Origin of the sequence: Streptomyces sp. NPDC057271 (assembly GCF_042668715.1) — a bacterium.
Lineage (GTDB): Bacteria > Actinomycetota > Actinomycetes > Streptomycetales > Streptomycetaceae > Streptomyces.
The window spans coordinates 1-22621 of sequence record NZ_JBHUYJ010000121.1 but is presented as its reverse complement, the minus strand read 5'-3'; the positions used below and the strand labels follow the sequence as shown (position 1 = coordinate 22621).

At 72.6% G+C, this 22621-nt stretch carries 16 protein-coding genes and 1 pseudogene; 8 read left to right on the top strand and 9 right to left on the bottom strand.

What is annotated here, in order from left to right:
* Positions 1-454: 454 nt before the first annotated feature.
* The gene (locus tag ACFUJR_RS34250; protein ID WP_383168327.1) at positions 455-904 is read left to right on the top strand and encodes a PTS glucose transporter subunit IIA; all 450 of its coding nucleotides are present in this window, start codon (positions 455-457) and stop codon (positions 902-904) included.
* An 82-nt stretch (positions 905-986) separates the two neighbouring features.
* On the top strand, positions 987-2657 hold the full coding sequence (gene ptsP / locus ACFUJR_RS34245; RefSeq protein WP_383168324.1) for a phosphoenolpyruvate--protein phosphotransferase: 1671 nt from the start codon (positions 987-989) through the stop codon (positions 2655-2657).
* A 66-nt stretch (positions 2658-2723) separates the two neighbouring features.
* Here ptsP and ACFUJR_RS34240 read toward each other — a convergent pair whose 3' ends face one another.
* Together ACFUJR_RS34240 and ACFUJR_RS34235 are read right to left on the bottom strand one after the other, a co-directional pair.
* Positions 2724-3620, bottom strand: a complete 897-nt coding sequence (locus ACFUJR_RS34240) for a hypothetical protein (RefSeq protein WP_383168321.1) — start codon at positions 3618-3620, stop codon at positions 2724-2726.
* A 22-nt stretch (positions 3621-3642) separates the two neighbouring features.
* Complete coding sequence (locus ACFUJR_RS34235; protein WP_383168318.1) at positions 3643-4926, bottom strand: MFS transporter; 1284 nt, start codon at positions 4924-4926, stop codon at positions 3643-3645.
* A 47-nt stretch (positions 4927-4973) separates the two neighbouring features.
* Between ACFUJR_RS34235 and ACFUJR_RS34230 the strand changes: the two genes are divergently transcribed.
* Positions 4974-6293, top strand: a complete 1320-nt coding sequence (locus ACFUJR_RS34230) for an aminotransferase class I/II-fold pyridoxal phosphate-dependent enzyme (RefSeq protein WP_383168315.1) — start codon at positions 4974-4976, stop codon at positions 6291-6293.
* A 55-nt stretch (positions 6294-6348) separates the two neighbouring features.
* On the opposite strand, the gene ACFUJR_RS34225 is transcribed toward ACFUJR_RS34230, so the two are convergent.
* The gene (locus ACFUJR_RS34225) at positions 6349-8319 is read right to left on the bottom strand and encodes an acetoacetate--CoA ligase (protein ID WP_383168312.1); all 1971 of its coding nucleotides are present in this window, start codon (positions 8317-8319) and stop codon (positions 6349-6351) included.
* A gap of 217 nt (positions 8320-8536) precedes the next feature.
* On the opposite strand from ACFUJR_RS34225, the gene ACFUJR_RS34220 reads away from it, so the two are divergent.
* A complete protein-coding gene (locus ACFUJR_RS34220) occupies positions 8537-10891 on the top strand; it encodes a TIM-barrel domain-containing protein (RefSeq protein WP_383168309.1) in 2355 nt (784 codons plus the stop codon).
* 110 nt (positions 10892-11001) lie between these two features.
* On the opposite strand, the gene ACFUJR_RS34215 is transcribed toward ACFUJR_RS34220, so the two are convergent.
* Positions 11002-11562: an NUDIX domain-containing protein gene (locus ACFUJR_RS34215; protein ID WP_383168306.1), complete on the bottom strand. Its 561-nt coding sequence runs from the start codon at positions 11560-11562 to the stop codon at positions 11002-11004.
* Here ACFUJR_RS34215 and ACFUJR_RS34210 point away from each other — a divergent pair.
* The 3 genes from ACFUJR_RS34210 to ACFUJR_RS34200 all read left to right on the top strand — a co-directional run bounded on the left by ACFUJR_RS34210 (position 11561) and on the right by ACFUJR_RS34200 (position 14260).
* The gene (locus tag ACFUJR_RS34210; protein WP_383168303.1) at positions 11561-12370 is read left to right on the top strand and encodes a M15 family metallopeptidase; all 810 of its coding nucleotides are present in this window, start codon (positions 11561-11563) and stop codon (positions 12368-12370) included. The two genes, ACFUJR_RS34215 and ACFUJR_RS34210, sit on opposite strands and share 2 nt — an antisense overlap.
* A 166-nt stretch (positions 12371-12536) precedes the next feature.
* Positions 12537-13076, top strand: coding sequence for a Zn-ribbon domain-containing OB-fold protein (locus ACFUJR_RS34205; protein WP_383168300.1), 540 nt, complete (start codon positions 12537-12539; stop codon positions 13074-13076).
* Positions 13073-14260: a lipid-transfer protein gene (locus ACFUJR_RS34200; RefSeq protein WP_383168297.1), complete on the top strand. Its 1188-nt coding sequence runs from the start codon at positions 13073-13075 to the stop codon at positions 14258-14260. Before ACFUJR_RS34205 ends, ACFUJR_RS34200 begins: the two co-directional genes overlap by 4 nt.
* A 41-nt stretch (positions 14261-14301) precedes the next feature.
* Here the strand turns inward: ACFUJR_RS34200 and ACFUJR_RS34195 are convergent, their stop codons facing one another.
* Genes ACFUJR_RS34195 through ACFUJR_RS34180 form a run of 4 tightly spaced genes read right to left on the bottom strand, consistent with a single transcriptional unit; the run spans position 14302 to position 18685 of the window.
* Entirely contained in the window at positions 14302-14904 is a 603-nt protein-coding gene (locus ACFUJR_RS34195; protein WP_383168294.1) for an ATP/GTP-binding protein, read from the bottom strand.
* Positions 14885-15385: a DUF742 domain-containing protein gene (locus ACFUJR_RS34190; protein WP_383168291.1), complete on the bottom strand. Its 501-nt coding sequence runs from the start codon at positions 15383-15385 to the stop codon at positions 14885-14887. The genes ACFUJR_RS34195 and ACFUJR_RS34190 overlap by 20 nt, the downstream gene beginning before the upstream one ends.
* Before the next feature lie 13 nt (positions 15386-15398).
* Positions 15399-15839: a roadblock/LC7 domain-containing protein gene (locus tag ACFUJR_RS34185; RefSeq protein WP_383168288.1), complete on the bottom strand. Its 441-nt coding sequence runs from the start codon at positions 15837-15839 to the stop codon at positions 15399-15401.
* The gene (locus ACFUJR_RS34180; protein WP_383168286.1) at positions 15836-18685 is read right to left on the bottom strand and encodes a nitrate- and nitrite sensing domain-containing protein; all 2850 of its coding nucleotides are present in this window, start codon (positions 18683-18685) and stop codon (positions 15836-15838) included. The genes ACFUJR_RS34185 and ACFUJR_RS34180 overlap by 4 nt, the downstream gene beginning before the upstream one ends.
* A 429-nt stretch (positions 18686-19114) precedes the next feature.
* Between ACFUJR_RS34180 and ACFUJR_RS34175 the strand changes: the two genes are divergently transcribed.
* Positions 19115-19537 carry a hypothetical protein gene (locus ACFUJR_RS34175; protein WP_383168330.1) on the top strand — a complete coding sequence of 141 codons (423 nt, stop codon included), beginning with the start codon at positions 19115-19117 and terminating at the stop codon, positions 19535-19537.
* A gap of 98 nt (positions 19538-19635) precedes the next feature.
* Here the strand turns inward: ACFUJR_RS34175 and ACFUJR_RS34170 are convergent.
* A pseudogene (locus tag ACFUJR_RS34170) lies at positions 19636-22621 on the bottom strand (hypothetical protein); the annotation flags it as partial.

Sequence of the window (22621 nt, the reverse complement as noted above, 5' to 3'; positions counted from 1 at the left end):
ACCCTCTCGGGCTTTCCTCCGGGCTTCCCTTCGGTCTTTCGTGTTTCCAGCTTAGCAGATCCGTTTTCCGTTTCCGCCACCCGCTGGAGCGGGCTTGCCGTTTCGAGAATTCGCATTTCGCGGCTTCCCTTGCGGCGGGGTCAAACACTACCAGGCTTTTCCGCTGCCCCTGACCACTCCCCCGCGGGCATGCAGAGGTGTAGACCACTGGGGTTAGGATCTGGCTTGATAGGTGCTGCCGACCCACGACTCAAAGTCGCGTTGGGGTCAGGCAGGAGTACGACAGTACATCCCACCGTCAGTTGAGGCAAATCGTTTCTGGCTAGTCCTAGGTCCGCTAACTGGTACGTCTCGTGCGGAACCGGGACTTTCCATGACATACGCTTCTGAACAGTACGCCGTCCAGGACAGGCAGTGACGGCGCCACACCATCTCCGCCCCTGGGAGGCTTCCCATGACAACCGTGACGTCGCCGCTTGCTGGACGCGCCATCGGTCTCGCAGCAGTACCCGACCCCGTCTTCTCCGGCGCGATGGTCGGTCCCGGCACCGCCATCGATCCCGTACGTGAGCCGTCCGAGGCCGTGTCGCCGGTCGACGGCGTCATCGTCTCTCTGCATCCGCACGCGTTCGTCGTCGTCGACGGCGAGGGACACGGGGTGCTGACGCACCTCGGCATCGACACCGTTCAGCTCAACGGGCAGGGCTTCGAGCTGCTCGTGAGCAAGGGCGACACCGTGACGCGGGGACAGGCCGTCGTCCGTTGGAACCCCGCCGAGGTCGAGGCCGCCGGCAAGTCCCCGATCTGCCCGGTCGTGGCCCTGGAGGCCACGGCCGACTCCCTCTCCGATGTCGTCGACAGCGGCGACGTGAAGGCCGACGACCAGCTCTTCAGCTGGAACTGAGGCCGGCGTCGTCCTCGTGACGACCACGAGTTCGACATTCATCGCGGCGGCCGGTGCCGCCGCTCTATCGGAGACGGGTGAGATGGAGACAACGCTGCGAGGCGTCGGCGTCAGCCACGGAGTGGCGATCGGCGAGGTCCGGCACATGGGTACGGCGGTTCTCGAGCCGCCGGCCAAGCAGATCTCCGCCGGGGAGGCGGAGCGCGAACAGGGGCGCGCCCGCCAGGCCGTGGAGGCTGTGGCCGCCGACCTCATCGCGCGCGGCAATCTGGCCGGCGGTGAGGCTCAGCATGTGCTGGAGGCCCAGGCGATGATCGCCCAGGACCCCGAGCTCATGGCCGACGTCGACCGCCGGATCGCGGTCGGCAGCACCGCCGAGCGCGGTATCTACGACGCGTTCTCCCACTACCGCGAGCTGCTCGCGGGTGCGGGTGAGTACATGGCCGGGCGCGTGGCGGACCTGGACGACGTGCGGAACCGTATCGTCGCGCGCCTGCTCGGTGTGCCGATGCCGGGCGTGCCGGACAGCGACGAGCCGTACGTGCTGATCGCGCGGGACCTGGCGCCCGCGGACACGGCGCTGCTCGACCCGGCGCTGGTGCTCGGCTTCGTGACCGAGGAGGGCGGGCCGACCAGCCACAGCGCGATTCTCGCGCGGGCGCTGGGTGTGCCGGCCGTGGTGGCGCTGCCGGGTGCGGGCGAGATCGGTGAGGGCACGGTCATCGCGGTGGACGGTTCCACGGGTGAGATCTTCGTGGACCCGACCGAGGAGCGGAAGGCGCGGCTGACCGAGGCCGCCGCGGCGCGCAAGGCCGCGCTGGCCGCGTCCACCGGTCCGGGCGCGACCTCGGACGGGCACAAGGTGCCGCTACTCGCCAACGTCGGTGGTCCCGCGGACGTACCGGCCGCGGTGGAGGCCGGTGCGGAGGGTGTCGGTCTGTTCCGTACGGAGTTCCTCTTCCTGGACGACAGCAGGAAGGCTCCCTCGGAGGAGAAGCAGGTCGAGGCGTACCGCAAGGTGCTCGAGGCCTTCCCCGAGGGCCGGGTGGTCGTGCGGGTGCTGGACGCCGGTGCGGACAAGCCGCTCGACTTCCTGACTCCGGCGGACGAGCCGAACCCGGCGCTGGGTGTGCGGGGGCTGCGCTCGCTGCTCGACCACCCGGAGGTGCTGCGGACGCAGCTGACCGCGCTGGCGAAGGCCGTCGAGGGGCTGCCGGTGTACCTCGAGGTCATGGCGCCGATGGTGGCCGACCGTACGGATGCGAAGGCGTTCGCCGACGCCTGCCGTGAGGCGGGGCTGCAGGCGAAGTTCGGCGCGATGGTGGAGATCCCCTCCGCCGCTCTGCGGGCTCGTTCGATCCTGCAGGAGGTGGAGTTCTTGTCGCTCGGCACCAACGACCTGGCGCAGTACACCTTTGCCGCCGACCGGCAGGTCGGTGCGGTGTCTCGGCTGCAGGACCCGTGGCAGCCGGCGCTGCTCGACCTGGTGGCGCTGTCCGCCGAGGCGGCCAAGGCCGAGGGCAAGAGCTGTGGTGTCTGTGGTGAGGCCGCTTCGGATCCGCTGCTGGCCTGTGTGCTGACGGGTCTGGGTGTCACCTCTCTGTCGATGGGTGCCGCGTCGATCCCCTATGTGCGGGCGACGCTCGCGAAGTACACGCTGGCGCAGTGCGAGCGGGCCGCTGCCGCGGCTCGGGCCGCCGACACGGCCGAGGAGGCCCGGGTGGCCGCGCAGGCGGTGCTGTCCGGGGAGTGATCCCGGTGGGTTCGTAGGTCTGGGAGGGGCTTCCCGTCACGGATGTGGCGGGGAGCCCCTTCTGCGTCAGTGGTGGGAGGGCCAGTCGTCCTCGTCGGGGGTGAGGGCGAATCCGGCTCGGTAGTCGACGTCGGGCTCCGGGGCGATCGGTTCTCCGGTGCGGGCGTCGGTGCAGTAGGCGCTGAAGACCTCGGCTTCGGTGAGGGGTTGGAGGGTCCCTGCGGTGAGGCGCCAGCCGTGGAGGCGGTCGGGCGTTCCCGGGCTCGTGGTGCGCAGGACCACTCCCCCGGAGGTGCCGAGGGCGATGCCGGCGGCGAGGACGGTGGCGAACTCGGCTGCTTCCCCGCTGTCGAGGTGGGCCGGTCCGCCTCCGTCGCGGGTCGCGTGGACCACGGCGAGGAGGTGTTCGTCCTCGGCGGGGACGCTGCAGACGATGTGGTGGCTGCCGGGACCGGCGGCTTCGAGGAGTCGGGTGAGGAGGCGTGAGGCGTGGGAGAAGGCGGCTCGGCCGATGTCCTGTCCGCAGGCGGCGCAGTCTCCGGCGTCGGCGAGGAGTGTGGAGGCGTACTCCCATGTGGCGTGGCGGACGGCGGTGTCGATGAGCGTGGGGACGAGTGTGGTCATGGGCTGTCCGGTGTACGCGACGAGGGCACCTGTGGCTGCCAGTCCGGCGGTGTAGCGGCTGCGGCTGGCGGGGCGGTCGGGGTCGATGCCGGTCTCCTCGCAGTAGGCCGCGTACTCCTCGGGGTCGAAGAGGGCGACGGTGGTGTGTCCGCCCTGGTTGGCGAGGGCCTTGAGGAGGCCTTCGACCTGGCGGAGGTAGGCCGGGTGGTCGTCGAAGGCGAAGGTGGCGTACCGGCGCATGGCGGTGAGGTCGTCCGCGTCGGCGAGGAGGCCGACGGTGCTGGGGACCTCGCGGCGCAGGGCGCGGCGCATGGATGTGGTGGTGCCGGGCTTGGTCATGTCTCCCCCTGAGCGCTGTCGATCAGTGCTCACTCACCGTAACCGTCGGCACTGACAGTGGCGGTTCGGTGAGGCGTCCGCGGATGACGCGGTGCTGTGCGGCGCCTGCGGCGACGAGGCCGAGACCCAGCAGGGGCCAGGCGAGGGCGCCGGCGGAGATGACGCCGGTGACGAGGAGGGGGCCGGCGAAGCGCTGGGTGGACTGGGCGAGCCCGTGGACGCCGAGGTAGGCGCCCTGCGCTTCCGCCGGGGCGAGGGCGACGGAGAGTTCCCAGGAGGCGGTCGCGTGGATGATCTCGGCGAAGGTGAAGGCGATGACGGCGGCGACGAGTGCGGTGATGGCGAGGGCGCTGCCGCCGGCGGCCGAGGCGGCGAGGGCGAGGGTGCCGACGAGGAGGACGCCTGCGAGGGGGACGAGGAGGCGCCGGGCGGCCGGGGTGGTGGCGCCGAAGCGGGCGAGCGGGACCTGGAAGAGGACGACCAGGACGGTGTTGAGCACCAGCAGCAGTGGTGCCATCCCGACGGGTGCGGTGGTGGCGTGGACGATCCAGAGCGGGACGGCGACCTGGAGGATCGTGTCGTCGAGGAAGAGGGCGGCGTCGGTGGCCGTGTAGGCGAGGAAGGTGCGGTCGCGCCAGGGGCTCGCGGGTCGGGTGGGGGTGCGGCCCTCCGTGGCCTGTGAGGTGGCGGCGATGCGCGAGGGGGCGGGGGGTTCGGCGCAGCGCAGGGTGAGGACGGCGATGACGAGGTACGTGACGACGTTGCCGACGAGGAGCAGTGCGTAGGCGCGGGTGCTGCCGGTGGCGAGTGCGGCGGCGGCGCCGAGGCCGCCGATGGACCAGCCGATGTTGACGGTGGTGCGCTGGATGGCCTGGTAGCGGACGCGGTCGGGTCCGGCCTGGCGCGCCGCGTACAGCTTGATGAGGACGCTGCCGGCGCGGTCGGGTAGTGCGCCGAGGGCGGAGTAGAGCGTCAGCAGGAGGAAGTTGTCGGTGGTGAGGAGGGCGAGGAGGGCGCCGCCGCGCATGAGCTGGGCGCCGACGATGAGCCGGACGAGGGGGAAGCGGTCGGCGAGACGGCCGGCGATCGGGGAGCCCGCGATGCCGACGCCGCCGGAGACCGTCATGAGGAGGCCGACCTGGCCGAGGCCGAGCCCGGAGACGTAGGTGAAGTAGAGGACGGTGCAGCCGGCCCAGAGGCCGGTGCCGGTCTTGTCGATGATGCTCACGAGGAGCATGCGGCGGCCGTCACGGCCGCCGGGTATGCGCTTGAGAACGGTGCTGTGCCATGACGTCCGGCGGCTCACTCGGTTCCCCCTTGACCAGAGGTTTGTATTGATACATAATTCAGTACGTGGCAACACAATATTCGATCCAGGGGACGACGGCCAAGGGGATTGCCGCGTCCGTCGAACGCGGCGTGACGGAGGGCGAGCTGGCCCCGGGCCTCGCGCTGCCTCCCGTGCGGCGGCTCGCCGACGAGCTGGGTGTCAGTGCCGGCACCGTCGCGACGGCGTACAAGGAGCTGCGGCGACGAGGCCTGGTGGTCACCCGCGGCCGGGGCGGCACCGTGGTCGCGGAGGCGGCCTCGGCCGCCTCGCGGCGACCGCCGAAGGTCCCGCCGGGCTTGGTGGACCTCGCCAGCGGCCTGCCCGACCCCGTCTTCCTGCCGGTCCTGCACCCCCCGTCGGAGATCCGCCCGGTGTACGGCTCGCACCGCGCCGTGCCCCGGCTCACGGCACTCGAAGAGCTGACCCACGACTGGTTCGCCCGCGACGGCGTACCGGCGGAGCGGGTGACGTTCGCCCACGGGGCGCTCGACTGCATCGCCCGACTGCTCTCCGTCGAGCTGCGGCCGGGGGACGCGGTGGCCGTGGAGGATCCCGGGTTCCACCATCTCCTCGACCTGGTGACGGCCTTGGGCCTGAGGATGGTGCCGGTCACCGTGGACGAGGAGGGGATGAGGCCGGACGCCCTGCGGGCCGCGCTGCGGGCCGGGGTACGGGCGGTGGTCTGCAGCCCGCGCGCGCAGTGCCCGACCGGGGCGTCGTTCACGCCCGCGCGGCGGGACGAACTGGGCGCGATGCTCAGGGAGTTCCCCGAGGTTCTGGTCGTCGAGGACGACTACAACGTGCAGATCGCCGGCCCCGAGGCACCCACGCTGGCCGCCGCGGGGCTGGAGCGCTGGGCGCAGGTGCGGACGGTCTCCAAGCGGCTGGGCGTCGACCTGCGGTGGGCGGGGCTCGCCGGCGACCCGGTGACGCTCTCGCGGCACGACGGCCGGATGCTCATGACCTCCGGCTGGGTCAGCCACATCCTTCAGGAGACGGTCGTCGGGCTGCTCTCCGACCCGGAGGTCACCCGGCTGGTGGCGGCCGGGGAGGCCGCGTACACGGAGCGGCGGCAGGCGCTGACCGGCGCGCTCGGCTCGTACGGCATCCGGTCGGTCGGCGCGAGCGGGCTCAACGTGTGGGTGCCCGTACGGGACGAGTCGGCGGTGGTCAACGGGCTGCGGACGCGCGGGTGGTGGGTCGCCGCGGGGGCGCGCTTCCGGATCGCGTCACCGACCGCGGTGCGGATCACGACCGCGGCCCTGGACGTGGCGGCGGCGGGGCGGCTCGCCTCGGACTTCGCGGACGTGCTGGGAGAGGCACAGGCGACGTACGAGGGCTGAGGACGCCGGGAGACGGCGGGGGGCGGGTGGCCGGGCCGCTCCCCCGCCGGGCGTCTCACCTGGCCCGGTTGCGGGCCACCTCCTCGTAGAAGTGCAGCAGGTCGAGGTTGTCGACCGAGCCCGGGTTGACCGCCTTGGCCATCGGGGTGCCCTGGAGGAGGCGCTTGACGGGGACCTCGATGCGCTTGCCCGTGAGGGTGTGGGGAACGCCGGGCACCTCGATGATGTCGTCGGGGACGTGGCGTGGGGAGAGTTCGGTACGGATCGTCCGCTTGATGCGGCCGATCAGCGCCTCGTCCAGGGTCGCGCCGTCCACGAGGTGGACGAAGAGCGGCATCCAGTAGCCGCCGTCGGGCTCTTCGAGGCCGATGACGAGGGACTCGCGGATCTCGGGGAGGCGCTCGACGGCCTCGTAGATGTCGGCGCTGCCCATCCGCACGCCCTGCCGGTTCAGGGTGGAGTCGGAGCGGCCGTGGATGACGACCGAGCCGTGGTCGGTGATCGTGATCCAGTCGCCGTGCCGCCAGACGCCCGGGAACATCTCGAAGTAGCTGTCGCGGTACCGGCTGCCGTCCGGGTCGTTCCAGAAGCGGATCGGCATGGACGGCATCGGGTTGGTGACGACGAGTTCGCCCACCTCGCCGGTCAGCGGCTTGCCGCTCGGGTCCCAGGACTGCAGGTCCGTGCCGAGACCGGCCGCCTGGAGCTCGCCGATGTGGACCGGGAGGGTCGGGACCGCTCCCGCGAAGCAGGAGCACACGTCCGTGCCTCCGCTCACCGAGGCGATCCAGAGGTTCTCGCGCACCTCGTCATGGAGCCAGCGGAAGCCGTCGGGCGGGAGCGGGGAGCCGGTGGTCGCGACGCATTTGATCGCCGAGAGGTCGAAGTCCCGGCCCGGGTGCACGTCCGCCTTGGCGCACGCCATGACGTACGCGGCGGAGGTGCCGTACAGCGTCGCCCGGGTGCGTTCGGCGACGCGCCACTGGGCGCCGGTGTCGGGGTAGCCGGGGCTGCCGTCGTAGATGACGACCGTGGTGCCCGTGAGCAGGCCGGAGACGAGGAAGTTCCACATCATCCAGCCCGTGGAGGTGTACCAGAAGAACACGTCCTCGGGGCCGAGGTCGCAGTGGAGACCCAGCTGCTTCAGATGCTCGATCAGAATGCCGCCCTGGGACTGCACGATGGCCTTGGGCAGGCCGGTGGTGCCGGAGGAGTACAGCACCCAGAGGGGGTGGGAGAAGTCGAGCTGCTCGAAGACCGGCTCCACGTCGGCCGCCGTCAGGTCCGCCCAGGCCAGCGCTCCTTCGGGGGTCTCGGTGCCGAGGAGCGGGATGTGGACCACGGCGCGGAGCGTCGGGAGCTCGGCGCGCAGCTCGGTCACGGTGTCGCGTCGGTCGTGCTCCTTGCCGCCGTAGCGGTAGCCGTCGACGGTGAACAGCACGACAGGCTCGACCTGCTGGAAGCGGTCCAGGACGCTGCGCGCGCCGAAGTCGGGCGCGCAGGAGGTCCAGACGCCGCCGACGGCGGCCGTGGCGAGGAGCGCGACGACGGCCTCGGGGATGTTGGGGAGGTATCCGCTGACGCGGTCGCCCGGCCGTACACCCAGGGCGCGCAGCTCGGCCGCGAGGGAGCCGACCTGTCGGCGCAGCTCGGCCCAGCTGATCGGGCGCGGCTCATGTGTCTCGTCCACATGAAGCAGGGCCGTGTCGTGGGGGCGCTCCTCGGCGGCGCGCAGGGCGTGCTCGGCGTAGTTGAGGGTGGCTCCCGGGAACCACTCGGCGCCGGGCATCGACCGGTCGCCGAGGACACGCTCGTACGGAGTGGAGAAGCGGATGTCGAACCACTCGGCGACGGCCTGCCAGAACGACTCCAGCTCGTCGACCGACCACCGGTGCAGGGCCGGGTACCCGCCCTCGGACGGGGCTCCGTGGCGCTCGGCGGCCCAGGCCTGGAAACGGGTGACCGCGGCGGCGGCGATGCGTTCCTCGTCCGGCTGCCAGAGCGGCTCGGTGTGCGCTGATGTCATGGGGCGGCTCTCCCTGGGCGTTACGCGGGTCTGCGTGTGTCGCGCGCACGTGCTGGGGTGTGCGCGTGACGCGGCTGACAGGGACGATGCCATGTGATCGTCATTCGCACCAGGGTTCCCCGCCCATGGTCGGACGGCTGAATATGTGCTCCCACCACGGGTGAACGGCAGTTGAACGGACCGCGCCCGGACCCTGGCGAATGGCAGGGTGAACTGCATGGACGGTCGTGAGCTGGTGCGTTCGGTGAGGGTGTTCGGATCGGTGCAGGGGTTGCGGGCGGTGCGTTCGGCGTGGCGGCAGCGTCGGACCGATGCGTGGGGGTTGCCGCCGAGGGGGGCGGAGCGGGCCCGGGTGCCGGGGCCGGTGGGAGAGGCGAAGCCGATGCCGGGTGGGGGGATCGTCCGGTTCGCCCGATCCGAGCTGAGGATCTCCGTGTCGGCCGGGGGCACGGTCTTCTGGGGCTGGGACGGGGCCGAGCCGCTCCCGTCGTACGCGTTGACCGGCGAGGCGCCCGAGCCCGACCCGCGGGCCGAGCTGGAGCCGGACACCGACGGCGGCTGGCGGGTGGTCTCGGAGCGGGTGACGGTCGCGGTGTCCCGGCACGGCGCGGTGGAGATCCGTACGCCCGGTGGTGTGGCGCTGCGCCGGGATCTGCCGCCGCGCTGGTGGGATCCGGTGTCCGGGGGACCCGCACGGTGGGTGCAGCGCAGCGAGGTGCCGGCGGACGCGCGGTTCTTCGGCCTCGGCGGGCGGGCGGCGGGACCGCGCCTGCGGGACGGTACGTACCGGCTGTGGAACACCGACCCCAAGGGCAGCTTCTCCCCCGGCGACGATCCCCTGTACATCACGATGCCGGTGCAGTTCGTCGTCGCGGACGCGGGGACGCATCTGGCGTTCCACGACAACTCCTGGGACGGCCACGTCACCCTCACCGAAGGTGAGGAGGGGGCCGGGTCAGGACACGACCGGCCGGGGACGTGCGAGGTCCGGATGAGTGGCGGGCCGCTGCGCTGCTGGGTGGTGGTCGGTACGCCCGCGCGCGTGCTCCATGGCTGGGCGGCCCTGACGGGGGCTCCGGCGCTGCCGCCGTCCTGGGCGCTGGGTCCGCAGCACGCGCGGTGGGGGTTCGGCAGCGCGAGGGAGGTACGGCGGGTGGTGGACGGGTATCGCGAGCGCGGCCTGCCGCTGTCCGTGCTGCACCTGGACATCGACCACTACGACGCGCACCAGGTGTTCACGGTGGACCGCGAGCGGTTCCCCGATCTGCCGGGGCTCGCGGGGGAGCTGCGCGAGCAGGGCGTACGGCTGGTGTCGATCGTCGATCCCGCGGTGAAGGCGGAGCCGGGGAACGCCGTGTACGACTCCGGGGCGGCCGCAGGCGCGTTCGTCCGCGACGGGCGGGGCGACGAGGTCCACGGGGTGGTCTGGCCGGGCGAGTGCGCCTACCCGGACTTCACGGACGCGGCGGTACGGGAGTGGTGGGGCGGGTTGTACGAGGAGCGGTTGGCGCAGGGCTTCTCGGGTGTCTGGCACGACATGAACGAGCCGGTCTCCTTCTCCCCCTTCGGGGACCAGACGCTGCCGCGCTCGGCCCGGCACGTCCTCGACGGGCGGGGCGGAGACCACCGCGAGGCGCACAACGTGTACGGACTGACGATGGCCCGGGCCGGCTACGAGGGGCTGTGCCGGCTGCGTCCGGAGGAGCGGCCCTTCCTCTTCTCCCGGTCGGGGTGGGCGGGCATGCAGCGGTACGGCGGGACCTGGTCGGGCGATGTGTCGAGCGGGTGGCCCGGGTTGCGGGCGTCCCTCTCGCTGGTCCTGGGGCTCGGACTGTGCGGGGTGCCGTACTCGGGACCGGACGTGGGCGGCTTCGACGGCAGTCCGTCGCCCGAGCTGTTCCTGCGCTGGTTCCAGCTGGGGGCGTGGATGCCGTTGTTCCGGACGCACGCGGCGATCGACGCGGGGCGCCGCGAGCCGTGGGAGTTCGGCCCCGAGGTCCTGGAGCACGCGCGCGTGGCGCTCACGGAGCGGGAGCGGATGCGGCCCTACTTCGTCACCCTCTCCCAGCTCGCGCGGTTCACCGGGGCGCCGTACATCCGGCCGGTGTGGTGGGGGGCGCCGGAGGACCGGGCGCTACGGGACTGCGAGGACGCCTTCCTGGTGGGCGACGCGCTGCTGGTCGCGCCGGTGCTCGCGCGGGGAGCCGACCGGCGGGCGGTGCGGCTGCCGCGTGGGCGCTGGTACGACACGGCGACAGGCCAGGCGTACGACGGGCCGGGGCAGGTCCTGCTCGACGCGCCGCTCTCCCGCATCCCGGTGCTCGCGCGAGCCGGGGCGGTGATTCCCGTCCAGGGGGAGGACGGCGGGCTGGAGCTGGAGGTGTGGGCTCCGGCCGCCGGGCGGACCGGCGGTGGGCTCGTCGTACGGGACACCGGTGACGGGTGGGAGGCGGCCGAGATCGAGCGGTACGCGTCGCGGCTCGTGGGCGGCCGGGTGGTGGTGGAGCGCGTGACGGACGAGGGGTCGGTCGAAGTGGGGCTTCCGGTGCGGGTGCGGGGGGTGACGGGGTAGGGACGGCGGGCGGCGGACGGCTACCGGATCACGGATGTCGGATGCCGGATGTCGGATCCGGCATCCGTGATGCGGTGTCCGGGATCATCCGATGTCCCGGAGGGGTCCCGTCAGGCGTACACACCGGCGAACCAGCGCCGTACCGCCTCCGTGTGCAAGGGGAACGGCAGGGCCGCCGGAGCATGGAGAACGTGCCAGCCGGTCGTCTCGTCCGTGGGGACCGAGGGTGGGAGTTCGGCGACCGGCCGGGCCGGGAGGAGGCCGAAGAGCAGCAGATGCCCGCCCGGGGAGCTGAGCGCGTCGGCGAGCCGGACGTCCTCGGCCGGCGCCTCGATCCCGGTCTCCTCGCGCAGTTCGCGGACGACGGCGTCCCGCCAGTCCTCGGCGTGGTCGATGAAGCCGCCGGGGAGGGCGACCCCGCCACGGGCGGGCTCGATCGTGCGGGTGATGACGACGAGGCCGCTCCCCCGGTCGTCCGTGACGGGGAGCAGGGTGACGGCGACGGGCAGCGGGTTGCGGTAGGCGACGGCGCCGCACGCGGCGCAGGAGCGGGGCCATTCGGCGGCCTCGGCGTATCGGGTGCCGCAACTGGAGCAGTAGGAGTCCTTCACGTCAGGACCGTACGCGATCACCCTTTCCCGTGCCCCGTGAACCTGATAGACGGTGCACATGACAGGACTTGCCTCCGCTCTCCGTGGACTCGCCGTGTCGGCGGCCGCCGGTCTGCTGGCCGCCACCGCCGCCGCACCGTCCGCGCAGGCCAGACCGGAGCCGAAGGCGCCCAAGGAGTTCGTGGCGCTGAGTTCGGTGGACCGGACGATCATTCAGGAGATGCGCTACACCACGGAGCACAACTTCGTCGGCGAGCCGGTCGACGGCTACCGGCAGCCGCTCTGCATTCTGACGCGTCCCGCCGCCGAGGCTCTGCACCGCGCGCAGGTGAGACTCCTCGCACGGGGCTACTCGCTGAAGGTCTACGACTGCTACCGGCCGCAGCGCGCCGTCGACCACTTCGTGCGGTGGGCGCAGGATCCGACCGACGAGCGATTGAAGAAGGAGTTCTATCCGCGAGTCGACAAGTCGAGGCTGTTCGAGGACGGTTACATCGCCGAGAAGTCCGGACACAGCCGCGGCTCGACCCTCGACGTGACGATCGTGCGGCTGCCCGCCGCGCCCACCCGCCCCTATGTGCCGGGCGAGGAGCTGGTGGACTGCTCGGCTCCGCGCGACGAGCGGTTCCCGGACAACTCCGTCGACATGGGAACGGGCTTCGACTGCTTCGACACGCTCTCGCACACGGACGATCCGCGGATCCAGGGCGTTCAGCGGGCCAACCGGCAGCTGCTGAAGGAAACGCTGGCCGAGCAGGGCTTCGTGAACCTGCCCGAGGAGTGGTGGCACTTCACCTTCAGGCCGGAGCCGTTCCCCGGCACGTTCTTCGACTTCCCGGTGGCGCGAAGGTCGGTGGCCGGGCACTGAGGCCCCAAGGATGACGGCCGGCCGGGGCCACCCCCGTGGGTCCCGGCCGCCCGTTCCGTACGTAGGGACGCGATAAAGGTCCGTACGGTTCTCAGCGTGCGGCATCCATGGCAGACTATCTGACGCTTCGTCAGATGAGGGTGGTCTCGGGTCGGGGAGGACCGTCGTGGCACGGACGCGCAGGCCGGTGGTGGCCGGATGGTTCACGGACGACGGCGGCGACGGCAACGACGACGACGCAGCCGGCCGTCACGGATCCGGCCGTGACGGATCCGGCGGTGAAAGCGAGTTCCGGCTCCTCGGCACCCGCTGTACAGCCTGCGCCTCGGTCTTCTTCCCGCGCGAGGACACCTGGTGCCGCAATCCCGGCTGCCCCGGCGGGGGCGAGCTCGTCGAGACCCCGCTCTCGCGGCACGGCCGCGTGTGGTCGTTCACCGACGGCCGCTACCGCCCGCCGGCGCCCTATGTCTCCGACCCCGACGCGCCCTGGGACCCGTACACCCTGATCGCGGTCGAGCTGGAGGCCGAGGCGATGGTGGTACTCGGTCAAGGGGCGCCGGGCGTACGGACCGGGGACCTCGCCGTCGGCATGGAGGTCGAGCTGGTGCCGGGCGTCCTCCACGAGGACGACAAGCACACCTGGACGACCTGGCACTGGCGGCCGGTGCACGCGCGCGTGACGGACGGGACGGAGGAGCGGTCGTGAACGACATCGCCGTGCTGGGTGCCGGAATGCACCCCTGGGGCAAGTGGGGCCGCAGCTTCGTCGAGTACGGGACGGCGGCGGCGCGTGCCGCGCTGGCGGACGCCGGGCTCGACTGGCGGGACGTCGGTTCGGTGGTCGGCGCGAACACCATGCGGTGCGGGTATCCGGGGTACGTGGCGGGAGCGACCTTCGCGCAGGCGCTCGGCTGGCAGGGGGCGCGCGTCACCAGCGTGTACGCGGCCTGTGCCTCCGGCGCGCAGGCCGTCTCCACCGCACGCGCGCAGATCCTCGCCGGCCTGGCGGACGTGGTGCTCGTCGTCGGCGCGGACTCGGCCCCCAAGGGCTTCTTCGCCCCCGCGGGCGGGGAGCGGCCGGACGACCCCGACTGGCTGCGCTTCCGGGTCCTCGGGGCGACCAACCCCGCGTACTTCGCGCTCTACGCCCGTCGGCGCATGGCCCTGTACGGGGACACGGTCGACGACTTCGCCCAGGTGAAGGTGAAGAACGCGGCGGCAGGGGCCCTCAATCCGCTGGCGCGCTACCGCAAGGCGGTGAGCGTCGACGAGGTCGCGGGCTCGGCCGTCGTCGCCGATCCGCTACGACTGCTCGACATCTGCGCGACCTCGGACGGGGGCGCGGCGCTGGTGCTCTCCAGCATGGAGTTCGCCCGTCGCCACGGACACCCGGATCCCGTCCGGGTCCGGGCCGTCTCCACCGTCACGCCGACGTACCCCAAGGCGGTCCTCGACCTTCCCGACTTCGCGACCGACTCGGCGGCCGCCCTCTCCCCCGCACCCCACTCCTTCCGCGCGTCGATCGCCCGCGCCGCGTACGAGGAGGCGGGGATCGGACCCGAGGACCTGTCGCTTGCGGAGGTGTACGACCTGTCCACGGCGCTGGAACTGGAGTGGTACGAGGACATCGGCCTGTGCGGGGCAGGCGAGGGCGCCAAGCTCGTACGGGAGGGGGTCACAGCCCTCGGTGGGCGCGTCCCGGTCAACACCAGCGGCGGTCTCGGGTCGTTCGGCGAGGCCGTCCCCGCCCAGGCCATCGCACAGGTCTGCGAGCTGACCTGGCAGTTGCGCGGCACGGCGGGAGACCGGCAGGTGCCCGGGGCACGGGTCGGGATCACCGCGAACCAGGGGCTGTTCGGGCACGGATCGGCGGTCGTGGCGGTGCGCTGAACAGCGGCACCGCCACCGTGGGGGTCCGGTGCGGCCGGGTGTCAGGTGGTCACGGGCGTCCCGTGGTCCGCGAGGACCAGGGCGTGCTGCACGACGGCCACGAGCACGTTCTTCACCGACTGACGGTCGCGGGCGTCGCACATCAGGAGCTCGACCTCGGGGTCGAGGTCGAGAGCCCCTCGCACGGTCTCGGCGGGGAACCGCTGTGCGCCCTCGAAGCAGTTGACCGCGACCGTGAACGGGATCCCACGCCGTTCGAAGTAGTCGATCGCCGCGAAACTGTCCTCCAGGCGCCGGGTGTCCGCCAGCACGATCGCCCCGAGCGCGCCCTGGGCCAGCTCGTCCCAGAGGAACCAGAAACGGTCCTGGCCGGGCGTGCCGAACAGATAGAGGACGAGGTCCTCTCGGAGCGTGATCCGGCCGAAGTCCATGGCGACCGTGGTGGTCGACTTGTTCTCCACCCCGTGCAGGTCGTCGACGGGCCGGCCGGCCTCGCTGAGGATCTCCTCGGTGCGCAGCGGACGGATCTCGCTGACTGCGCCGACCAGAGTCGTCTTGCCCACCCCGAAGCCTCCCGCGACCAGGATCTTCAAGGTCACCGGTTCGACGAACGGCTTGGTGCGGCTAGAGCGCCCGAAGGCCATTGATCACCTCGCGGAGAATGCTCACGTCCGGCAGCTCGGCCGGCGGAACGGGGCGGGTCACATGGACGAGTTCGTCCTCGACGAGGTCTCCGACGAGGACGCGGACGACACCGACCGGAAGGTCGAGTCCGGCGGCGAGTTCGGCGATCGACTGAGGCGTTTCCGAGCAGCGCTCGACGATCTCCACATGCTCCGGGGAGAGCGTCTGGTCGCGGCCGGGGTCGTCGGCGGCCGGCTCCGGCACCACCACGGCGATCAGGTCGAGGCGGTGCCGGGTGGCGGCGCTGGTCCGGCCTCGGGTCATCGCGTACGGACGGACCACGGGACCGGCCTCGTCGTCGAACCAGTGACGGGCGGGCTGGCGAGCCTGGTCCCACGATTCCGCGGGACGTGTGCCTCCGGTGGTGCGCCCGGCCGTGCGTTGCCCGGCCGTGCGCTCGGCCGCGCCTTCGGTCGTGCCCTCAGTCGTGCCCTCAGTCATGGAGTCCCCCCACTCACCCTCCGGTGGACAGCCCGGAGCGAGGCGCCGTCCCCAGGTGGATGCCGACCCGCTTGACCATCAGCGTCATCTCGTAGGCGACCTGGCCGACGTCCGAGTCGGCGTCCGCGAGGACGGCCAGGCAGCTGCCGTCGCCCGCCGCCGTGACGAAGAGGAACGCGTCCTCCAGTTCCACGACGGTCTGGCGGACCTTGCCCGCATCGAAGTGGCGGCCGACGCCCTTGGCGAGGCTGTGGAAGCCGGAGGCGACGGCGGCCAGGTGCTCGCCGTCCTCCCGGGTCAGGTCCGCGGAGGCGCCGGTGGAGAGTCCGTCGCTGGAGAGCACCAGGGCCTTGCGGATGGACCGGACCCGCTGGACCAGCTCGTCGAGGAGCCAGTTCAACTCGCCGTTGCCGTTTCCGGAGGTGTGGGTTGCTGCGGCGTTCGGTGCGGTCATCGACCGTCCCCCTCGGGTGTCGTTCCTGGTGCTGTGGTCTCGGCGTTCTGCTGTCGTCCGCGCTGCCAGCCGCGCTGCATCGATGCCATGCGGTTGCGCACTTCCTCTGCGTCTCGCTCGAAGTCTGTGGCGGCCGGGGCGGTGGAGCCCACGGTCGCCTCGGTGTCGGTACGGCCGCCCGTGCCGCGCAGCTGCGGCGCGAGGCTCGCCTGGCGGACCCGGCGGGGCAGCCCCCCGAACGGCGCGGGACCGTCCGGGGACCCGGGCCCCGCGGGCGCCACGGAGCCGTCACCGGCGGGCGGTACGGGACCCACCGGCGGTACGGGCCCGGCAGGCGGTACCTCACCAGTCGGCGATACGGGTCCGGCAGGCGGTACGGGCACCAGTGTGGGCGGGGTGCCCGGTTCCGGTGTCTCGCCGCCCGGGGCGGAGTTCGGGTGGGCGCGACCCGGCTCGTCCACCCGGCGGCCGTGGTCCACGACCAGCGTGGGCGGGCGGCGCCGGGGCAGCGGCACGGGGCCGCTCCGGTCCGGGGCCCGGTCGGACGACTGGTCCGGGGCCTGCTGGTGCTGCTCGCCGCCCGGGGCGGGGGCGAGACCGCGGCGGTGGCCACGGGGCCGGAAGAGGCCACCGCGCTCGCTCTCGGTGTCCTCCAGGTCCGCGGCGGACGGGCCCAGCAGGTCGTCGAAGCCGGAGGCGCCGAGAGGTGCCTCGAGCTCGACGGGTCCGTCGAGAGGGACGTCCGGCGAGTCGTCGAGCGGGCCGTCGAGGAGCGAGGAGCCCGCGGAGCGCCGGGAGGCGCCGGCCGTGGACGCGCCGCCCGGCACCTTGGTGAGCGCGGGTCGGCGGCCCGGCTGGTCGGCCGCACCGCTCTGCCGGCCCTGCGGTCCGCGCTCCAGGGCCCGGTCCGTGGACGCACGGTCCAGACGGAAACCCCCGCCCTCGGTCTCGGGGGCGTCGGTGAGCAGGGCGGCCGGAATGAACACGACCGCCGTGGTCCCTCCGTACGGCGACGGCTGGAGCGAGACCCGGACGTTCTGGCGCTGGGCGAGCCTGCTGACCACGAAGAGGCCGAGGCGGTCGGTGTCGGAGAGCTCGAACTCGGGGGTCTCGGCGAGGCGGAGGTTGGCGTCGAGCAGCAGGTCGGGGTTCATGCCGAGACCGCGGTCGTGGATCTCCAGGGTGAAGCCGTTGGCGACCCGCTCGCCGAGGACCTGCACGGCGGTGTGCGGGGGCGAGAACACGGTGGCGTTCTCGAGGAGTTCGGCGATGAGGTGGGTGAGGTCGGCGACGGCGGGGCCGCCGACGCCGAGCCGGGGTAGTCGGCGGACCTCGATCCGCTCGTAGTCCTCGACCTCGGCCACGGCCGCGCGCACCACGTCCATGAGCTGTACGGGCTTGCGCCACTGGCGGGAGGGCGCGGCGCCGGAGAGGATCACCAGGCCTTCGGCGTGGCGGCGCATACGGGTGGTCATGTGGTCGAGGCGGAACAGATCGGCCAGTTCCTCGGTGTCCTCGGTGCGCCGTTCCATGGTGTCGAGCAGCGTCAACTGGCGGTGCAGCAGGACCTGGTTGCGGCGCGCGAGGTTGACGAACACCTCGGAGACACCGCGGCGGAGCTCGGACTGCTTGACGGCGGCCTCGACGGCGGCCCGCTGGAGGGTGTTGAGTGCCTGGCCGACCTGGCCGACCTCGTCGTCCTCGTAACGCAGATGCGGTACCTCGGTCTCGACGTCGACGAGTTCCCCGGCCGCGAGCCGGCGCATCACGCTGGGCAGGCGTACGCCGGAGACCTCCTGGGCCTCTTTCCGGAGCCGGCGCAGGTCGCGTACGAGGGCACGGCCGATGCGGACGGAGACGACGACGGAGACGAGCAGGGCGAGGAAGCCGAGGACGCCGGCGACACCGGCCTTGAGCAGCACGCTGTAGGCGGCTGGCTGGACGCGCTCCTGGTAGCGGTCGCCCGCGGCGGTGTTCTCCCGCGCCAGGTCGTCGAGGACCGGGGTGGCCCACTGCTCCCACCGGTCGGCGGTGACGACGCGCGGGTCCCGGGTGGGCCCCGCGGCGATCAGGTCCTCCTCGGCCCGGCGCAGCGTCTGGGTGCCGGGGCTGCCCCAGTACCTCTCGAACCTCTCGCGCTCGGCGGCGGGGAGGATCTCGAGGTTCATGTCGTAGAAGAGGTCACGCTGGGCGATGAGATCCGCGACCGCGCGCAGCTCCTCGGCCGTGACGCGTTCGGAGATGAGCGCGGAGACGACGAGCGCGTCCTCGCGCGCGAGCATCTCGCGGCCGCGGGTGACTCCGACGAGGGCCCGGCCCTGCTTGTCCATCTCCACGTTCTCGAGCGCGTGGAGGGTGGTGAGGAAGCTGTAACAGGGGTCGACCAGGCGGTTGTAGAACTCGAGGGCCTGGAGGCGGCCGATGCTGCGGTTCTCCACGGACCGGCGCAGCGCGTCCAGGCCGTCGAGCGCCGTGAGCAGGGCGTCGAGTCGCTGCGAGGCGACGGGTCGCATCTCGCCCCGGACGCCGGACTCGGCTGCGTTCCGCCGGATGAGGGCGATCTGACGGTCGGTCGACTCACGCTGGGTACGCAGGGTGGTGAGGGCTTCCGAGGCGCGCGGGTCGGCGAGGTAGACCAGCGACTGGCGGCGTTCCTTCTGGAGGACGCGCGCGGTGTCCTCGATCGGGTAGCCGACCTTGTCGACGATGTAGCCGACGTCGAGGAGTTGGTCGGCCTCACGGCTGGTGAGGACGGTCGCGAAGCCCCAGAGCCCGGTGAGGGAGAGGAGCGGTACGAGCAGCAACGCCACGATCTTCCGGCGGATGGACTTCCCGCGAAAGCGCATGGCCTCCCCCAGTTCGGCCGGCCTCCGCCCGGCGCGGAGGTCCTCCTTTGCGACGCGTGGCGTCAACACACAGCGTCAACACATGGCGTCAACCATCAGCTTCAACAAACGGCGGCGCGAGCCTACTACTGCATCACAGCCAACTCGAAGGCGCATCTGGGCGATTTTCAGCCTCCCGAGTGAGCGTTGATCAGGAGATGTCCTGGTATTCGGGGAGTTGGTCTTCGGCGGTGTGGCGCAGGACACTCGGCCGAGGGTGCGGGCGACCGTTCGGGGGATGGCTGGAAGTGTTCGTTCCGGTACGAAGGCGGGGAAACCTTTTGCCCTCGTCAAGCGTCATTGTGTGCGGGGAGGGGTGTGTCCGTGTAAAGCCACTCAAGACGGGCAGCCACCCCTGAGGGACGTTCAGCGGTGGGGAGTGACGACACGATGGAGCACGAGGCGCGGTCCGCGCGGCAGTTGTGGGTGGAGGACGAGAAGGGCCGGCGTCGTCTGCCGGACCCGGTGCGTACCGCCGCCGTACGAGCCGTGATGATCACGTCGGTGACACTGATACAGGCGATGGTGGCCTTCTTCTGCGCGGTCACGAGTTCGTGGCTCGCGTTTCCGATGCTGTTGACCACGGTCGGCAGCACGGTCGTGGCGACGTGGAGCGTCCTCGATGTATGGGTGACGCGCCAGGTCTGGAAGCAGCGGAACGGCGTGGTGTCGGAGCCGAGCAGTACGGCTCGGACGTCGCGGCGCGAGCGGCGGCGGGCGGAGAAGGCCACACGGACGGCGGAGGCCGATACGGGTCAGGGGGCCGCTCCGATACGACGTGCGGAAGCACCGGCGCTGTCCGAGGCGGCCTGAGGCACGGCCCGTGAGCCTCGGGCCCGTTGACGTGGTCCGAGGCGCGGCGACGTCGAACGGCCCGGCACCCCGCTTGGGGGCCGGGCCGTTCGTCGTACTCACTGCGCGACGGGCTCCTGCGCCGGCGAGCGGCGGAACATCCGGGTCGCGGTGATCTCGCCGTGGACGGCCCCGTCCTCCGCGGTGGGCTGCGGAAGGCCCGGGCGCAGATGCTCCTCCACGCTGATGTACTTCAGCCCCGCCCGCAGGTCCGCGTCGTTGCGCAGCCGGATGACCAGGGGGAACTCCGCGAGCGCGGTCGTGTCGAACAGACCGGTCGTGTACAGCAGCTGGACGCCGAGGGCGTCCGAGACGGCCCGCTGCAGTTCGAGGAGGTACGTGGCGTTGGCGCGGCCGATCGGGTTGTCCAGGAACAGCGTGCCAGCGTGGCGGTGCTTGTCGCGGCCCCGGTCGTTCGAGCGCAGCGCGGCCATCGTGCAGTAGAGCGCGATGGCGGCGGTGAGGAGCTGGCCGCCGGAGAAGACGTCGCCCATCTGCCCGACCGGTACCCGCTCGGCGCGCAGCACGGCGTCCGGCTTGAGGATCTCCACCGCGATGCCACGCGGTTCGAGCGCCGCCTGAACGCCCCGAAGGAGCAGGGACATGCCGTCGCGGCGCAGGTCGGAGTTCTTCTTGACGGCGGCGCGGGTCGCCTCGTCGATGACCTCGCCCAGCCGCTCGGTGAGGGTGGCCTGGTCCGGCTCCTCGAAGCGGATGCGCAGGAACTCCTGCCCCGACCACTCGCCGAGCCCCTCGGGCAGCCGGGACAGCCGCTGCGCGGAGCGGAGCGTGGTCAGCGCGGACTCCACCAGACCGCGCAGCCGGTCGACGATCGAGTCGCGGTTGCGCTCCAGCTGCTCCAGCTCGTCGGTGAGGACCCGCAGCCGGGGCGCGAAGGCCTCGGCCCACTTCGCGGCGTGCTCGGGGAGCGCGGCGGCGGGCAGTTCGCGGATCTGCTGACGTGCGGGGGTGCGGACCTGCTCGTAGCGCGTCGAGTTGGCGTGCCGGACGAGGATGTCGCTCGCCTCGCGGACGGCCGCGTCGGCAGCGGAGAGCTCGGCGGAGCAGGCGCGCAGCGAACGGCGGGCCTCGGCGGCGGTCTGCCGGGCTTCCTCCAGCGTGCCGGGGTACGTCTCGGGCCCGTCCTCGTCGTCCTCCGTGTGGTCACGGAGGAGGTCGCGCAGGAGTCCCGCGGTCTCGTCGAAGCCGCTCGCGGCGTCCTCGGCGGCGCGGTGGGCGCGCAGAAGGCTCGCGTGCGTGGTGCGTGCGGCCTCCAGGGCGTCGCTGCGGGAGGCGAGTTCGGTGGTCGCGGTGCGGAGCAGGGTCTGCGCCTGCTCGGCGTCGGCGGGGACCAGCTCCTCGGGGAGCTCGGTGTGCGACGCGCCGTCCTCGGGGGCCAGTCGCTCGGCCTCGCCACGCAGCCGGCCGAGCTTCTCGCTCGCCTCGGAGGCGCGGGTCTCCAGCATCTGGACGAGGGCCTCGGCGCGGGCGGCGGCGGCCTGGCGGGACGGGCCGTCGGCGCCGTCGGTCGACTCCAGGAGCTGTTCGGCGCGGGTGCGGACCTTGTTGGTCAGGCGGTCCAGCTCGGCGAGCGCCGCCGACTCGTCGCTCTCCGCGCGCGCCTGCTCGGCGCGGAGGTCCGCGCCGACGCCGACCTTCTCGTACAGCTGGGACGCGGCACGGTACGCCTCGCGGAGGGTGGGGAGCGCGGTGCGCGGCGCGGCCGGGTCCTCCTCGGGCAGCTGGTCGGGGGCGCCTGCGATCTCGGCGCGCTCGGCACGCAGGGCGCGGGCGGTGCGGTGGGCGTCGTCGGCGGCGCGCTGGGCGGCCCGGCGGTCCTCGTCGGCTGCGCGTGCGCGCTCCAGGCAGGTCTGGGCACGGGCCTCGGACTCGGCCGCGTCGTCGGCCAGTTCGCGGAGCTTGGCCTGCCACGCGGCGCGCTCGCGCAGCCGGAACGCGAGACCCGCGAGGGCGTCGGCGACGCGGCGGGCCCGCTGGGCGGCCTCCTGACGCTCGTCCCGTACGCGCGCGGCGTCGGCGGCGGCCTCGTCGGCCTCGGCCCGTACCGTACGGGCTTCGGCGAGGGTCTCCGCCGCGGCTTCGGCGGTCTCGCGGGCGGTGGCGGCGACGGCGGCCAGCTCGGCGAGCATGCCGGGCGGGCAGTCGGCCCGCCAGGAGCCGATCCGGGCGGCGAGGGAGCGGTCGCCGGTGAGCCGGGCGGCGAGGCTGCGGATCTCCTCGTCGCGCGCGGCGGCGCGGGCGCGCAGGGCGTGCCGCTCCTCGTCGGCGGCGTGCTCGTCGTGCATGGCCGGGTTCGGCGGGACGAGGAAGACGCCCTGGTCCTCGCCGGATTCCGGGCTCGGTACGGGAGCCAGGAGCGCGGCGGCCGTGCCGACGGCGACGGTGGAGCGCGGCAGCAGGGCGGCCGTGCGCAGCACCTCACGGGCGCGGGTGTACGAGACGGGGTCGGTGATCACGACGCCGTCGACCAGCTCGGGGCGGGCGGCGAGGACGGCCGCGTGGTCGGCGGGGTCGACGGCCTGGGCGAGGTAGCGCCAGCCGGGAAGGGCCGGGATGCCCTGCTCACCGAGGTACTCGACGGTGGCCAGGACGTCCGGGCCGGGCGGAAGGAGTCCGCCGTCGCCGAGCGCGCCGAGGATGCGGGAGTCGTCGGCGGCGGCGGTGCGCAGGTCGAAGAGCTGGCGCTCGGCGGAGGCGATGGACTGGTCGAGAAGCCGGCGCAGGTCGTCGGCGTTCCGGTCGAACTCGGTGACGGTGAGCGGGCCGTGGTCCCCCATGGGACCGGTCGCGCCGGCGAGACCGAAGGCGGCACCCGCGGCGGTGTCCGGCTCCCATCCGTGTTCGCTCCGGCCGGCCGCGCCGTCAGCGGCCTGCGAACCGTCCTCGGTGGCCGCCGCCGTACCGGTCTCCCCCGCGCGCTGGCCCGGGAGCGGGGACGTCGGCCGGGGCGGCAGGCTCAGGAGTGCGGAGAGGCGGTCGTCGGCCGCGAGGGACTCGGCGGCGCGGCGCTCCGCGTCGTAGGCG